This window comes from Spirosoma liriopis, from assembly GCF_023196085.1.
Lineage (GTDB): Bacteria > Bacteroidota > Bacteroidia > Cytophagales > Spirosomataceae > Spirosoma > Spirosoma oryzicola.
The window spans coordinates 1-15,555 of sequence record NZ_JALPRF010000016.1; the positions used below are offsets into that span (position 1 = coordinate 1).

Sequence of the window (15,555 nt, forward strand, 5' to 3'; positions counted from 1 at the left end):
TCGTGTACATTAAGATATATTTACCCGTGATTTATCCGTATGGATGATGTAAGTAATTGACTGTCAATGCTATTTATCCGTTAAACTGTCCGTTTCTATGAGTAGAGTTCTTAAAAGTATCGATGTTGATCCCGACTTGTACGAAGATTTTAAGAAGCTGGGTAAGGCGTATAAGCTGACCAATAAGGATCTGTTTAGCGCAATGGTTCGCTACTTTCAAGCCACTAAAGCTGACCCCCGCGACCCCAAAACGGACAACCCGACGGACGCGATCAAGGCGCTTGACCGGCGGCTGATAAGCTTCATCAAGCAGCAGGAAAAGGAGCAGTTACGGCCTATCAAAGACGAGCTGGTATTAATCAGTCGTAAGCTTTATGAGATGGATGATCCGGCTAACGGGGTGGGTAAAGTAGAGCACTTACGGAAGATGAACGAACGGCTTCGACTCATTGCCGAAAAAGTAGGCGTCAGTAAATAAGGATATGGTTACCAACTTTTCCAGCCCGATCAAGGGGACCAATTCGGGGAGCTGCCAACGGCTAGCGGATTACTTAGAAAAAGAAAACAATCAGCTTGCACCTAGCCAGCGCGAAGACTTCTTTTCGGCCAGCAACGATAAAGTATCGGCCTTGGATGTGGTAGCCAGCATCGACCAAAACGGAGCCGCCCAGGGGCTGAAATCAGGTCAGGACCGATTCTATACGTTTACGATTGACCCTAGCCAAAAGGAGCTAGCGCACATTGGCAACGACCCCGAAAAACTCAGGGACTATACGCGGAGCGTGATGGAAAACTACGCGCAGAATTTTGGAAAGGGGATTGAAAGTAGTGACCTGGTTTGGTTCGCCAAGATTGAGTACAATCGTAGCTATAGCCACGAGGATAAAGCGGTTCAGGAAGGCACCGCTCAGAAAGGTCAACCCAAGGAAGGTGATCAGACCCATGTACACGTCATCGTGAGTCGTTTTAAAGAACGGGAGATGGAGCAGCAACGCAGTATGTCTCTTTCCCCTTTGACCAATCACCGCCAAGCCGGGGGTGCCATTGGTAACGGCTTTGACCGAGTGAATTTTATCCAGACTAACGAGAGTCGGTTTGATCAGCAGTTTGGGTATAAACGGGAACTAACCGAAACGTTTGCTCATGCAAAAGCTATTCATTCTGAGCACCAGCCTAACCGCTTAGCTGCCCGTGAGCAACAAATCAAAGATCAGATACAACAGAGTAAACCACAGATTCAAGAACGAACCAGTACTCAAGAACAAGCAAATACCCAATCTCAATCCAACTCCTTAAGCCGTTAAGCAAATGAACTTCTCTGAAAGTAGCCTTAGAAAGCGAATTTTCATGGTACTCTTTATTGCTGTGTTTTCATACTGGATCTGGAAAGGCATTATCTGGTTCATCTTTTCCATATTGGGTCTTTACAAAAGTGAGATGTTGGGTGATCTTGCCCAAGGGGTGACGCCGTGGTTGTCCTTCATAATGGCCATTTTCAGTACTTGGTCAGCCATAACAAGTCAGAACAAAGCCTTTGGCATTGGCAAGACCAGCAATACCAAGGCGACAGGGAAGCGGGTTCGTCAGAGCGTTTATACTATTCTAACGACCACTTCCACCATTCTCCACATCTACATTACCAATCCATTTCGGGGAATACTGATTCTGGGCGGAGCTGGAGCGGGCAAGAGTAAAAGCTTGATTGAGCCGATTATTCAGCAAACCATCCAACAGGGCTTTGCTGGACTGCTGTATGACTTCAAATTTCCGAGCCTAGCCAAAGTAGCGACTGAAGCTATGCGCACCGGTCCCGGTCAACAAATGTATTATATCAACTTCGAGCATCTGACGCTTTCCCACCGGGTGAATCCTTTGCATCCCGACACGATGCCTACCCAGAGTCACGCTGATGAGTATGCTAAAGCGATTATGTACAATCTCAAACCGGAAGCAATCAAGAAACCGGATTTTTGGGTGGATTCAGCTCATACTTATTTAACAGCCTTAATTTGGTTTCTACGGGAAGAGTACCCGCAATTTTGTACATTGCCTCACGTGATGGCACTAGCCTTCCAGCCGACTGCTGATGTGGTTGCTCTATTATCAACTAACCCTGAAACACGCGGCACGATTGCCAGCTTACGTGAATCGGTGCAACGCAAAGCCGAAGGCCAAACAGCGGGCGTGGTATCGACGCTACAAACGGCGCTTCGGCGCATTAATACCAAAGAGATCGTTTGGGTCTTATCGGGCGATGATTTTAAGCTGAACCTAAACGATCCCGAGAATCCCCGGTTTTTGACGTTAGGCAATTCGCCTTCGCTGTCGAGTACATTCTCACCCGTGTTGGCGCTGCTAGCCACCGTAGCCATCAAGCAGATGAACCAAACGAGCAAAGCGCCTTCGGCAGTCATCTTAGATGAAGCGCCCACACTCTATATCCCCGATTTCGAGCAATTACCAGCCACAGGTCGGGAAAACAAAGTAGTGACGGTGTTTGCAGCCCAAGACATCAGTCAGATTGAAGGCATGTACGGAAAGAACAAAAAAGACACCATCTTAGCTAACTTGAATAACCAGTTTTACGGACGGGTGGGCCAGCGCGAAACGGCGCAATATGTGAGTGATCTATGGGGGATGGAAGACGTTGAGCAGCGGACGCAGGGTCAGAGCGAGAGCAGCCGGGATTCGATGACGACCCGAAGCAACAGCATCCACCACAGCTATATCCAACGAAACCGAGTCCGAATTCAGGACGTATTGGAGTTGAACACGGGGGAATTTTACGGCCAATTAGTCGAATCGGATTTTAGCAGTTTCAAAGCCCAGATCAAGATACCAGAAAGCAAGCTTTTACCCGAGATCGTTCCTGTTGACCAAGTTACAACTGATGATTTAAAGCAAAACTTTCTCCGCATTCAGGATGAAATAGAAATTCTATTCAAACGTCAAGGACCTAACCAGAGCGGAGTTCTCGAACCTGTTCGACATAAACTGATCGCTTCCCAACCGATTAAGCCTGTTCAAAGCAACGGTCGAGCAAACAACAATGGTCATGCTATGCAACCAGGTGAAAGTTTGGATTTTTAGTCCAATAGTCTTAAGTGACCCCTTAGGAGGGAGCAAGCCCCATAATGAAATCGGAGCAAAAATGAACCTAAGTGTTCATTTTTGCTCCGATTTCATTATGGGGCTTTTCTTTATTTTTTAACAAGTAAATGGTCGTTGTTATGTGTACAAGATTAAGCGCCTAAAAAGAGCTCTCTTGAACTAATAACTTGCGGTTTGTCTGTATCGTGCAATTTCTTCCGGTGTAAGTTGTTTAGGATTAACTAACAGATAATGTTGCTCGGCTACTTTGCGAACTTCTGCGTTTTCATCCAAAATGAATTCCATAACCGCTATGCCCCCATCATCTAAAAATTGAGCGGCAATAGCTCTGCAAATAAGCTCCGGGAATCTCTCTTTGCATAGCGCAAAATCTTGCTCAATTTGCACGACGCCAATTTCATCTTTCCCGCCCTTTGCCTGAACTGGAAAAACGTAATGCGCTCCCTTCTTATCGAGACCAACGTAAAGTTCATCGGTTTCAATCTGCCCAACACCCTTTATAGAGGTGCGCAGATGGTTTTGCAAGGAATGGGTCATCACTCCGGTAAAAACGTCAAGAATTCTATTATAACGTAAGCGTGTTAGCAGAGCCTGTTCGTCCCCTTTAGTGTACATCGCAACAATACCAGGTGTCGAATCTGGTATCTTAATCTTCACGAGCATAGAATCAGGAATAATCCGCGCTTGCCCACGAGCTTGAAATTCGTAGATGGCTTTGCCGCGGTTCACTATTACCCACTCTGTTCCTTCTGGAGCCTGTTTAATAATTGCCTCGGGTAAAGCTGCGCGGAACTTGTAGCTGTAAACTACATCACCCAAATTCTTGGGGGGCTCGATCCCTAAAAGTTTAGCTGTCGCGGTGAACTCATCACGGGTGAATCGTACAATAGTCGCACCTGGTGTAAAATGATCGAAGAAAATCTTTTCAATGATGACATTATAACGGTTTGGCTTTTTTTCTGCCTTGAGGCTTACAGAATCTTCCATCTAATTTGTCTAGAATAATAGTTCTCAGTTAGCTTACTAAGCAGCTGCTTTAAGAAATCGTTGCTTCCGCATGGCCTCTTCGATTGATAAAGCCAATGAATACATTACATCAATGGTAGCTTCTTCATACTTGTTGTACTCGTTTAGGTCCTTAACATCATTGTCTTTGCCGTGCGCTATATCATTTCTTCGTCCAACAAGACTTTTCACTAGTATGCGCCGATTATTCAGTTCTGGACACTCTATACCCATCTTTGCGCACAGATCCTCGAGTACGTTTGGGTAGAGATTACTTGTTTCAAATTCCTCATTGTACTTGATATTGATAGCCTCGCTGACAACAGAAGCAAAACCGCCATTGATGAAGTTAAATATTTCTCTGTCGGGCATGCCTCTGACTCTTTTAAAAGCGCTTTTAAGCGAGGTGAGAATAAGTGATTCATTGTGCATGTTCACCGCACTACCTGATTCACATATCGCTTTTGCATAGACGATTAATGCATTCTTACAGAAGCCTTCATAATGCGCATAAAGCATGGCCAAAAGGCTGCGTAACAGTGCCTTTTTTGTTTGAGGATTGGTCGTTAAAACAAGAATCTTAAGAGATGCCAGTTCAGATTGCCTCCAATCTAAATCGTCTTCAATTTGCTGCCAATAACCTGAAAGGGTCATCCTTTTTACTTGATTAGATGGCAAGTAGCGCAGTTTTAACTAGTTCAATCCTCTGGTTAAACTTAGCCCTAGTGTTTGAAGAAGGGCCAGTATTTGCCTTAAATTCCTGTGTTTGCAAGACGGAGATAATAGTCTCTCTGATCTGTTCTGACGGTTTATTTACGATATGCTCAAAAGAATGATAAACGCCCATTGTAACCGACTCATAATAAGCAGGTGCTAAACCACCAACAGGTTTCCCATCACGATATTTTACAAATGCCCCACTACCCATGACTGAAGCAATATAACCGAAGGTTCGGTTGAAAGCCTCCTCCTCTTCTTCCATATTGAAAGTGTATTTTTCCATTTTAGATTCTGCAGGGTCTACAAGGATTCCTTCCATGTAGCTGTCTAGCCAATCGGTAACGTTTTGCTTGAAAGCAGCACCGGCATTTTTGAGTGCAAAAAACCTCAAAACTAATTCTTCATCTCCTTTTTGTTCCTTGTCGGAAGTTGAAAGAGTTTCAATACAGGTCATAAAATCATGATTTTCGCTCATCCTTTTCAAGAAACTGTAAAACTCAGTCCCTTCATTACCGAGCATTCTTGCTGAGCAGTTTCTAATTTCCTGTGGTTGAAGCTTTGCCCCACCAGTATTAAGCCTCTTGAACATTTCATATTTCAAAAAGCTTTTGCTCTGCCGCTTGATAATTACTGCCCGGACTTTCGAGCGTTTAATCTTCAACTGCATAACTAATGGCAAATTTTCATATTTTAGATTATTTAACTCTTTGACCAAATCACAACCTTCTAAAGTGAGAGCTCCTTCACCTAATTCTTGCGGTTCAATAAATTGAATAACGGTGCTTACTCTTTGTAAACCATCGATTAATTCCAAAACCCCATTTCCTGTTTCCATTAGAAATATTTGCGGAATTGGTAACTCTAAAAGAACAGACTCAATTAGTCGCGATCTTTGTTCATAACTCCATCGAAACAACCTTTGATATTCAGGTTGTATCACTAGCTCTTTATTCTTGTGTAAACTAACTATCTCACCAAAAGTAATGTCAAAGTTGTCTGTTCTTACTTCACCAATTTTTTTATCAATGATGTCGGAAATGGCGTCTTTGGGATCTGCTTCCATGTTCAATATTATATTTTTTGGTGACTAATTTTTTTGAGGCATTAACCTTATTTCTGTACGTGTCCAGGCCAGCGAAGTATCACTACTTCTTCTCTTAATTCCTGCTTTGTCGCTGTAGCAAAGCGCGTTCGGAATAAATCGATTCTCACCAATTCATACCCTAATTTTTCTGCAATTTGGCCTAGTATTTGACCCGTCGGAATTAATACCTGAAAATACGACGCTTGATCTCCAACGACGTAGCCTAACATTGCACCTGGTTTGAGAAGGGGTTTTAAAGAATCGAGGTGTTTTGCCATCCCACCGAAGTAAAGCTCCGTCACCCTAGCGTATAGCTTCTCAAAACCTGATGTTTTTCCTAACTCGATGCGTCGAGCCTCAATGCGTGCAGCGAGTTGTTTCACCTCTGGTGTGTTACTTATCCAGGCATCATCATCATCGGCTTTATAAACGCTGCGTGTGTTAGAGCGCACGAAAGATTTCTTCACTTCTCTCAATGCCTCTTTGCTATCTATAAAACCTAAAAGGACTGATTCTAATCGCGTCGTGCGGGAATAGTCTTTCTCATTTGGATACGGAGGGGAGGTGATAACAGCGTCGATCGATCTAGGGGCAATCAATTTTTGAATCTGCCTCGCGTCTCCGTGGATAATTTTTGCAGCTTGGTATTCCCCAGCGTCGACCGAACGAAGATCTACCGATATTTTCTTTACTTCAGTCAACCATGGGCGTAGAACGGGCTTATCTTCAACGATTTTGCCTACTCCTACTTCGGGCCCAAACCTTAGATTACTTATGGAAAATACAAGAGCTTTAGCCAAAGCAAGCCGCAAATGGCTATAGCTCTCCGTTTTCTTATATTCGTCAATAGTTTCGATCAGCATCAAAACCTTATGCATGGGCAGTGGACTGATCGAATTCGTCAGCAACAATTTATGCAGCTCGGGTGAAACCGTTTTTAAAACTGTAGATCTATCGGTAAAATGTAAAGAATCATTAATCCCTTGCGTTTTTAACCGTTTCTCTACTTTGGTAACAATTTGTTCGGCAGTAGCGAACAATAAATCGGGGTCAACGCTCCAGTCTAGTTTAACTGTTCCGGCAAAATGAGCCATTGGGTTTGCTTCAATGCCAATGGCTATCAAACCACTCAGTTTCGCTTCAACAACTGTCGTTCCTGTACCGCAAAAAGGATCTAATACGGTCGCATCTGTGCCTAGGCCAAAATCATCAATATAGCCCCGCACCAAATGCGGGGGAAACGAAAGTACAAAACGATACCAATCATGGAATGCTTTATCGTCTTTTGCTAATTTATTGGCCGTGCCATTATCTAGGCTGCCCCAAATCGCTAACTGTTCTCCGCTTTGCGGTGGTGAAATCGCTTCTTTTAACATTCAAACCTCTTGTATGTAATCTACAATATTACGATTATTAGGCAAATGCTATATGGTGTAGTTAGAATAACATAGAAAAAGTATAGGTGTATAGAGAAGAACTATAGTTCTTCTCTATACACCTATACCATACACTAAGGCATTGTTCATTATCTACCTTGAGCTTGATATCCAGAATTTCTCTAAAATATTTGGTGTGATTGCCCTTGTCTTCCTGCGCAATCTCTGGTGTAACATTACGTGAAACCTTACCTAATACAGCTAATAAAATGAACAACGTTTGTCTAAACAACAGATTTTATATTACCCTTCATCTTATATAAAGAAAGCAATTGCTTATCATAGAGTATTTATAGACCGCTAGGAAAGAAGTTGATTAAGTTATAGGCCAGAGTCGGAGCAGTAAGCAACTTCACTGAGCGGGAAGAAGGTTCTGTTTATCAATTTCACCAAAACGGAAGGAAAGAGGGAGGAGAACCAGCGACCGAAATACTATCTGTTCTTATCCAGTCCCGCAAAGAACGGGCTACCCTAATAGTTACCAAGTTGGATCGGTTTAGCCGTAATGTAGCATTTATGTCAAATCTGATAGAAAGCTGAGTGGAATTCAGAGCAGTTAATAACCCACATTCATTAATTAATGATTCATTTATTAGCGACATTTGCCGAGAATGAACGGGAGTAGATCAGCATTCAAACTAAAAATAACCTAACCGCAGCTAAACAAATTGGTATGTAAGAAGGACACGTTGAATTAGGAAAATGAAGTAGCTTGGTATATTAAACTTATTGGTACGTGAATTAGTCTGTAATAAAAGCTATTTCTTCTTTATTGAAAAACGCTCTGATTAATTCAGGATTTTCTTCAAGCCGTTTGACTTGCTCAAGAATGGCTATTGTCAGTTCTTCTAAATTGGCAAATACTTGATTCTTCAAACTCCTTTTCAAGTGGCTCCAGACCAATTCGACAGGGTTCAACTCAGGGCTATAAGCCGGTAAGGGTTCCAAGTGAATCCGACCCGGACGTTTTCTAAGTAACTCCTTAACTGATTCACTGCGATGAATGGCCGCTCCGTCCCAGATAACTAACAAATCCCGTTTCCGATAGCGACTACAGAGTTGGCGTAAAAACCAGGCGATGTCCTCACCGCTAAAAGGTTGATCCTGCCCCGCTACATAAATACGACCGTTAGGCGCAATGGCCGCAATTAAGCTTAAGTGAGATCGCCCAGCCTGCTCAATCACTATAGGCGTTTGTCCCTTTGGTGCCCAACTGTGGACCAGTAAGGGCAATAAATAACAGGCACATTCATCGACATAAACAATTACTCGCTTTTCGTCTTTAGCTTTTTTTAAGGTCGGGTAAACGTTCGTCTCGCCATTGAGCAACGGCTTGTCCATCCTGCTGTCTGGCTCTGGGTTGAGGTTTTTGTCGGCTCCAGCCTACTTTCTTCAAAATACGCCCCACTTGAGAGGGGTCATAACTTACCCCAAACAGCTTCTTAATCACCTCATTGATGCGAGGCCGAGTCCAGATGGCTCCGCTAAAGCCGTGTGCTTCAGCCCCCTTGCTGAGTTCAGTTACTAATAGGCCAAGTTGTTGGGTCGATAAACGCGCTGGTGCTCCTGTTCGTTTGCCCTCCGCAAGAGCCTCATTACCTTGCAACCGATGTTTCTTTAAGGTACGGCTCACCCAAGGTTGAGTTAACCCAAAGGCCTGCGCAATAGCTGATTGGTGCCAACCCTGATGGCTGAGTTCCACACAGCGTCGTCTCAAAGCTTCATAGTCCGATTGTTTGTAGTTTGCCATTGAGTCAAAAGTAGATCACATAACAGACTTACTCACGCATCAATAATTAAACAAATTCATAAAAGCTTTTTTAAGCCAGTTGTAACCAATCGATTATAGTGAAGTCACTATAAGTGCCGAAACTCAATGATAAAACTATTTTTAACTGTTCTGAATCAACTATTTGCAATCGTTGTCAATAATCAAGAACTGTAAGAGGAAAGATTTTATTGACAAAATTATTTGTGGAAGTACCTGCACGGTCTATCTATCCTAAGGACTTCAAAATTTAACCTATCTAAAATTACTGTCGATTGACACTTTTATGCAAAAATTCACACAATAAATCTATGATTAAAACCTACATAGACTATTTTTTGCTTTGGGAAATAACAAGCAATCGCTAATTTTATCATGAGCGCCTTTAATGAATTTTCGAAGAAAAAATTATATCACCCAAGCGAGCTTAGTTCATTCATCAAAGCTTTAATCTAATAAGTAAATTTCTATAGTATTTAAAACTTAAGTGTTTTAAATTAGTATAATAAAGTTTATAATAAATTTAGGCTCGTATTAAATTAATTTAGATTTGCTCATAATAACTTCATGAAAAAATAGCACAAGATCATTAACATATTGGTCAAAGAAAAAAAACTTTCTTACATTCCAAGCGTTAATTCGAACTTTACTCATGTACGACTTATTTCTTAGTAATACGCCTAATTGTTCATAATCATCAAAAGAAACTCCAATATCAAATTTTTCTACTAATTCATTTGTATAGGATATATGTCCATGATTGCTTTTTACTATTAGTGGAAGTCCAGCAGCTAGCATAGTCGGTACACGAGCAGGTATGTTGAGCTCGTTCCAAGATACTCTTATCAATTCATTGTAGTTATCGCATTCATAAATATGCATCCAACCCGCGTCATATTTAGAAAACTCTGAAACCCAATCAATGGGATCACAGTTATTGTGTAGATGTAAGTACCCGTTAGAATATATTTTTGCTTCTTGAATCCATCTTGACCAAGTATTCTGTTGGTAATTACCATAAATATGTACATGTATGTGTTGTTTTGCTAAAGTAGCAATATGATCAGAATCTATTCCATATGGTCTACCACAAATCACCGTATGTATATCACCATCTGAATCTGATAACAGTGTCGTTTTTTCTTCTTCTAACCACACTGCATTGGGTAAGTCTCCATCTAATATATAAAATAGAGATTCTTTGGGTAGTAAAAACTGCTCGAACCATTGTTTCATTCTTTCATTAATATAGATTCTACCGTCGGCTCTTGAATAGAGTTCAGTTAATTTATCCCATGAACCATTCTGCCTACATATGAATGGGCTCTCTTTAAAATGCCATACAAAAGGGATATATGGAAATTTGCTTTGAACTGAATAAGCTAAATTAACAGCTGAATAATTTAAAAGAGCATAAATAATATCGGGTTTAACTGAATGTATCTCGTCCATTGAAGTAAGAGTTTCTATATTTCCATAAGGAAAAGGACCCACTGAACACAAAAATCCAGATGCTTGTATCCATAAGCCAAATAGCTTGTGGCCTAATTTCTCAAATAAAAGAAAACGTTCAGGATTAAATCCTAATTCACCAACTATTAATATTTTTAGAGGATGAGGTGTATTTGTTGATAAACCATCATTGAGATTCTTAGTCATATCTTCTTTTAAAATAGAAGATGTAAATTTTTCATCAATCAAGTTACCAGAACCCAAAAAGCAAATGGGATCTAAAACACCATAATATTGTTTATAGGTTGTCAAACCTCCTCCAAATAGTTCACTAATAATTTTGTGTCTTTGCAATGGGTGATTAACCCACTCCGCAGTTACGTAGTTAGTCTCTACAATACTTCCATAACTAGCTAGTTTATCCCAAAACATAAATCGTAAGTTAGCTGTTACTAACTCGTCTCTTTCTACCCATCTTTGATCTATCTTTTTATGTAAAATTTGAACAAGTTGTATAGAAAAATCTCTCGGTTTCCCTAATGTTTTGGCACCACCACTATAGTGAAAAGTTTCTGTATAATTATATTTTATACCTGAACAAGCTGCATATGCTTGTTTGTCCAAAATTGTTTTGTACAGTATTTCAAGATGATTAGAAAAAAATAAATCATCTGAGGGTAGATAAGCTATTAAATCATATTTTGCTAAATCTATACCTTTGTTTAAACAAGCTCCAAGTCCTTTATTTTTTTCGTGCTTGTAATAACGAATCTTGATATTTGCTAAATGATTTTTGATTAAAGATTCCGTACTATCAGTCGACCCATCATTGATAATTATTAATTCCCACTCATTATGGGTTTGGTTTAATAAGCTCTCAATAGCCCTTCTTATAAAACTTGCTTGATTATAAGTAGGCATAATTACAGAAATACCTTTATTCATATTTATTTAAAATAGAAAATGTGTTAATTGAGTAATTAAATATTCAATAGCTTTCTCTCTGGATAAGTTATTAATAGCAAACTGTCTGGCGGAAGAAGCAATATCCCTTACTAAATCATCATTATCATCAGCCCATTGAAGTTTCTCTAATAAATCACTTAAGTCAGCCTTAACAGGAATAAAGTGTTCATATTCTTTCAAATGCCTAAAAAAGTACTCAGTCTTCTCTATATCTCTTTCCACTAAAAAAAGTGGTCTGTTTGTATGCAAAAGCAGTTTTAACCGACCACTGTATCCTCCTGCTCCACAATCAATTAAGTATTTATAAATTGTATGATCTTCAATAGACACAAACTTAGTTGCTTTATGTGCTACTCCTTTATCATATTCTCTTATCCAATTCATGCCTATTATTTCCATTTTCTCAGGATTTTTTATTCCTAAGGAGAGTAATTTGTATCTTAGCTCTTGTGAACGAGGATTTCCGATCCAGAATAATTTATTAATTGTATATTCATCCAAACCCTTTGCAAGAATTTTATTAATACTATCTGAATAATTTTCTATTCTGCATTCAGTCCACTTTGAAAAAATGTAATCTGGGCACAGTACGATATTTTTACCTGCTGTGTATCCAAATGTTAAATTATTGTTATAATTTATGGAAATGTCATCAGTGTTGATATAAAACTTTTTAACTTTAATTTTTGATATATCACAGTTCATACGTTGTAAAGCATCTTCAAAAAAATTTATAGTAAGATCATCACGAGATTCATATCCCCCGTCGCTGTAATACCTTAAACGACCATTAAAATCTAAATGTACTTCAATCATACATTAAAAAGGTTAAGTTAAAACTAAGTAATATTATTTACTAAATGATGTAAATAATATCATGCTATTATAAATAGTAGAGGTAGCTTATAGATCAAATTAGAAAAACTTACCAAGATACTTAAACTCTTTTTAATGACCGATATCTATGAAATAGCATTTGATAAATATATAACTCTGACAACCTCTGCTCCTTTATAAAAGCTCTATTTACAGACATGTGAATACAACTAGTTATAATTTTATAAAATGTCCTTACATCTGTGTTATTTTTTATAAATAAGAACTTTTCTATCATTAATTCAAAATAATTCTTATCACAAATAGATTCAATATTAGTATCATGATTTAATGAGGAAGATATAGAAGACTTATTTGTTCTATAAAAATTTGCTAATTCATTTTTCAAGTTACTGGCATTATGAAATTCATTTAAATATGAATCTTTATTTATGGTAACAAAGTGAATCTTTTCTGTTAAGGAATAATCTAGTTTAGAGAGAATATAATCAATATAATCCAAATAGAAAAGTACCTTATTTAAGTCACTTTTATGTTTATTTAATAAATCACATACAATTATACTATCATAAAAAAATATGTCTTCAACATGTTCAATATTTTTTTCACCATAACGTTCCAATTCCCTAGTATATGTTTCGATAGAAGATGATTTTATATATTCATTTAAATGTGATAATGTAATATGCTCATTTATTTTACGGACTATAGTGTTAATATCAATTCTTTCTTTGAAAAACCGGATTCTGATATGTGGTTCAGAATCCCTATATCTCACAAAAAAGAATTTCTCGGCAAAATTTTCAAACAATTGATCTTTAAATACTTTATAAATACTTAATATTAAAAGGTTTGATACATTAGGAGAGCAATATACTTTAAAATATAACCAATCGTCTCCTATGTTAAATGATCGTTTTATAGAGTTCGATGTAAACACAAAATCATTATTAAAATGACTTTGTGTTTGCGTATTTTCGTTTTTTACACCTAAGACAATTTCATGTGCGTATTTGTTATTTCTATTGTCTTTTACAATGCTATGAAAATCATTCATAGGTAATATTTCTGTCAAAGTAGACACCTTATTATTAATTAAATGTTTCTTGAAAATTGTAAATAAAACTTTATTTCTAATGTCTATATATAATAATTGATCGCCTTCTGATAAATTAAATGTGTAAGGCAATTTAAGTTCATTTATAAAATGATCAAATAAACTATTTTCGTTTTCCTGATCTGTAAATAATAAAGGTGGGATGTCATCTTTCTTTATTATCCATGTTGCTAGAGAAACAATACAGTTTTTGTACTTTATTCTTGGAAAATGTGAAAAGAATTGTTTAAGAATTCCCCAATCAAAAGTCATTGAAATTTTTTTTCCAGCATTTTCTATATCATTTAGAAATTGAAAAATAGTTAAATTGCTAAAATTAACATTATAAGCACTATCTATCTTTGGAAATATTCTAACGTTCAAAGATTTAGAAAAAAGTATAATTTCATCTTTTTTGACAGTTACATATATGTCATCCAAAGGAATGGAAAGTGATTCATTTGAATGAACCGAAAAAACATTTATTTCATGCCTCCTACTGACTGAGTTTCTTAATATATTACCACTTTTAACATTAGGTAGATGAGTCACGTTGGCAATCAATCCTGTTGAAACAGTTGACTCATACTCTAATATGTCATCTATGTACTGCGATATGGGTGAACTAACATGGCCAAATCTACTGATAATATTAACTGCACTCGAACCACCTACTTCTTTTACTACGATCTGATTTTCGTTATTCATTTCGTATATCTGGATCAAACAAGAGAAGGAAGAAGAAACGTTATTCCAACTTTCTTCGAAGTCCGATAAATCGAAATTAGATAAATCAATAATGCTGTTTCCATTAAGAGAACTTAATAAAAGTTTATGTAAGAAGTAATCTTTTTTTGAAAAGTTAGTTGATGTATTGGGCCTTGTGAGATTTCTAGCACTGTAATCTAAACCGTAATTTTTATCCAATACCTTGATTAGTGGTACAAATTGATCTTCAAACTTAATATGAAAATCTTTTTTAAATTGATCTAATGAATTATTAGTAATTGGTGTGGAAAGTTTATTAAGAATACTTATCGACTCTGAAACATCATTTAAGAGTTCATTGGATATAAACTTATCGGATGTATTTTCAACCGCATCAATCTGTAGAATTTTATTTGAGTCATAATGAATATCTATACTTGACAATAGTTTTTGTATGTTATAAGAATAATCTTGCAAATCAAATTCTATTTTGTTGTCTAAGTTATTCTTGATAATTTCTAAATTTATCAAAATTTCTTTAATAACTGTTTGGTAATTTCGAAGCAGAAATAAATCATTATCTTGAATATGATAATATGGTAAATTTTTATTAATAAGGTCTATAAGATACTGTAAAATGAAATTACTATCTCTGTTCTTATACGTAAGTTCGCTTAACAATATATTATTATCTATAAGGTCATCTACGTATGATAATGCTTCACTTTCATCAAAACCTTGATCTGTTATTATGGTTACAATGTTTGAGTAACTACTTCCATGTTTAATTATTTTTATTAAATCTAGTAAAAAGCCATCATCTTCAAATGATGAGAGACTGTAAGAAATTTCCTTATCAAATTCAGAATTTACATAGAAAACATTATTGTTTAATGTGTAAATTGAAGAATTTGGATAAAATAATAGATTTTTTTTGAAGCTCGTTATTTCATTTAATTTATGATATAGTTGGTGTTCAATTGTATAATCCAGTATAACAACACATTCAAAACTATCTTTTTTTAAATCAACAACATTATTATTCACATGCCCTAAACCAATACTCGCAAACAGCCCAAATGGTGTTGACCGATAACTCATTCTTATCAAATATTTTAATAGCGAATGGAGAGTTTTTTCTTTAAAAGTTGTGTTTACACTTGAATTAGTATTAAGTTTTTTTATTTCTTGATAGATGGATGGTGATGCTAAGTATAAAGCGTTAAGAATTTCTCTGTTTTGCAATATTTCAACTATTAATTTATTTATATCTTCTTCAGAAAACAATAAGTTTTGAAGAAAGTCAAGACTCTTAACGGGTGTTCTAACAACAAAGTTTTTAAAAAAAGATACTTTCATTTTTTTATATTTA

12 protein-coding genes are annotated in these 15,555 nt (G+C 37.2%); 3 read left to right on the forward strand and 9 right to left on the reverse strand.

Features of this window, described 5'->3' with window-relative positions; all coding sequences use genetic code 11:
• Nucleotides 1-97: 97 nt before the first annotated feature.
• The 3 genes from M0L20_RS29665 to M0L20_RS29675 are packed head-to-tail and all read left to right on the forward strand — an operon-like array spanning nt 98 to nt 3,090.
• The gene (locus M0L20_RS29665) at nt 98-478 is read left to right on the forward strand and encodes a BfmA/BtgA family mobilization protein (RefSeq protein WP_248480927.1); all 381 of its coding nucleotides are present in this window, start codon (nt 98-100) and stop codon (nt 476-478) included.
• Between the two features lie 4 nt (nt 479-482).
• Complete coding sequence (locus M0L20_RS29670; protein ID WP_248480928.1) at nt 483-1,304, forward strand: DUF5712 family protein; 822 nt, start codon at nt 483-485, stop codon at nt 1,302-1,304.
• 43 nt (nt 1,305-1,347) lie between these two features.
• On the forward strand, nt 1,348-3,090 hold the full coding sequence (locus M0L20_RS29675) for a type IV secretory system conjugative DNA transfer family protein (RefSeq protein ID WP_248480930.1): 1,743 nt from the start codon (nt 1,348-1,350) through the stop codon (nt 3,088-3,090).
• A 180-nt stretch (nt 3,091-3,270) separates the two neighbouring features.
• On the opposite strand, the gene M0L20_RS29680 is transcribed toward M0L20_RS29675, so the two are convergent.
• The 9 genes from M0L20_RS29680 to M0L20_RS29720 form a co-directional block, all read right to left on the reverse strand.
• The gene (locus tag M0L20_RS29680; protein WP_248480932.1) at nt 3,271-4,098 is read right to left on the reverse strand and encodes a hypothetical protein; all 828 of its coding nucleotides are present in this window, start codon (nt 4,096-4,098) and stop codon (nt 3,271-3,273) included.
• 36 nt (nt 4,099-4,134) lie between these two features.
• Complete coding sequence (locus tag M0L20_RS29685) at nt 4,135-4,770, reverse strand: MAE_28990/MAE_18760 family HEPN-like nuclease (RefSeq protein ID WP_248480934.1); 636 nt, start codon at nt 4,768-4,770, stop codon at nt 4,135-4,137.
• A gap of 13 nt (nt 4,771-4,783) precedes the next feature.
• The gene (locus M0L20_RS29690; protein WP_248480936.1) at nt 4,784-5,899 is read right to left on the reverse strand and encodes a DUF262 domain-containing protein; all 1,116 of its coding nucleotides are present in this window, start codon (nt 5,897-5,899) and stop codon (nt 4,784-4,786) included.
• Nucleotides 5,900-5,946: 47 nt separating this feature from the next.
• A complete protein-coding gene (locus M0L20_RS29695; protein WP_248480938.1) occupies nt 5,947-7,296 on the reverse strand; it encodes a DNA methyltransferase in 1,350 nt (449 codons plus the stop codon).
• Between the two features lie 801 nt (nt 7,297-8,097).
• The gene (locus M0L20_RS29700) at nt 8,098-8,697 is read right to left on the reverse strand and encodes an IS630 family transposase (RefSeq protein ID WP_248480940.1); all 600 of its coding nucleotides are present in this window, start codon (nt 8,695-8,697) and stop codon (nt 8,098-8,100) included.
• Complete coding sequence (locus tag M0L20_RS29705; RefSeq protein ID WP_248480942.1) at nt 8,639-9,106, reverse strand: winged helix-turn-helix domain-containing protein; 468 nt, start codon at nt 9,104-9,106, stop codon at nt 8,639-8,641. The genes M0L20_RS29700 and M0L20_RS29705 overlap by 59 nt, the downstream gene beginning before the upstream one ends.
• Nucleotides 9,107-9,658: 552 nt before the next feature.
• Nucleotides 9,659-11,521 (reverse strand): glycosyltransferase, encoded by a 1,863-nt coding sequence (locus M0L20_RS29710; protein WP_248480943.1) that lies wholly within the window; start codon nt 11,519-11,521, stop codon nt 9,659-9,661.
• Between the two features lie 6 nt (nt 11,522-11,527).
• Nucleotides 11,528-12,358 carry a glycosyltransferase family 90 protein gene (locus M0L20_RS29715; protein ID WP_248480944.1) on the reverse strand — a complete coding sequence of 277 codons (831 nt, stop codon included), beginning with the start codon at nt 12,356-12,358 and terminating at the stop codon, nt 11,528-11,530.
• 121 nt (nt 12,359-12,479) lie between these two features.
• Complete coding sequence (locus tag M0L20_RS29720) at nt 12,480-15,542, reverse strand: lantibiotic dehydratase (protein ID WP_248480945.1); 3,063 nt, start codon at nt 15,540-15,542, stop codon at nt 12,480-12,482.
• Nucleotides 15,543-15,555: the final 13 nt, after the last annotated feature.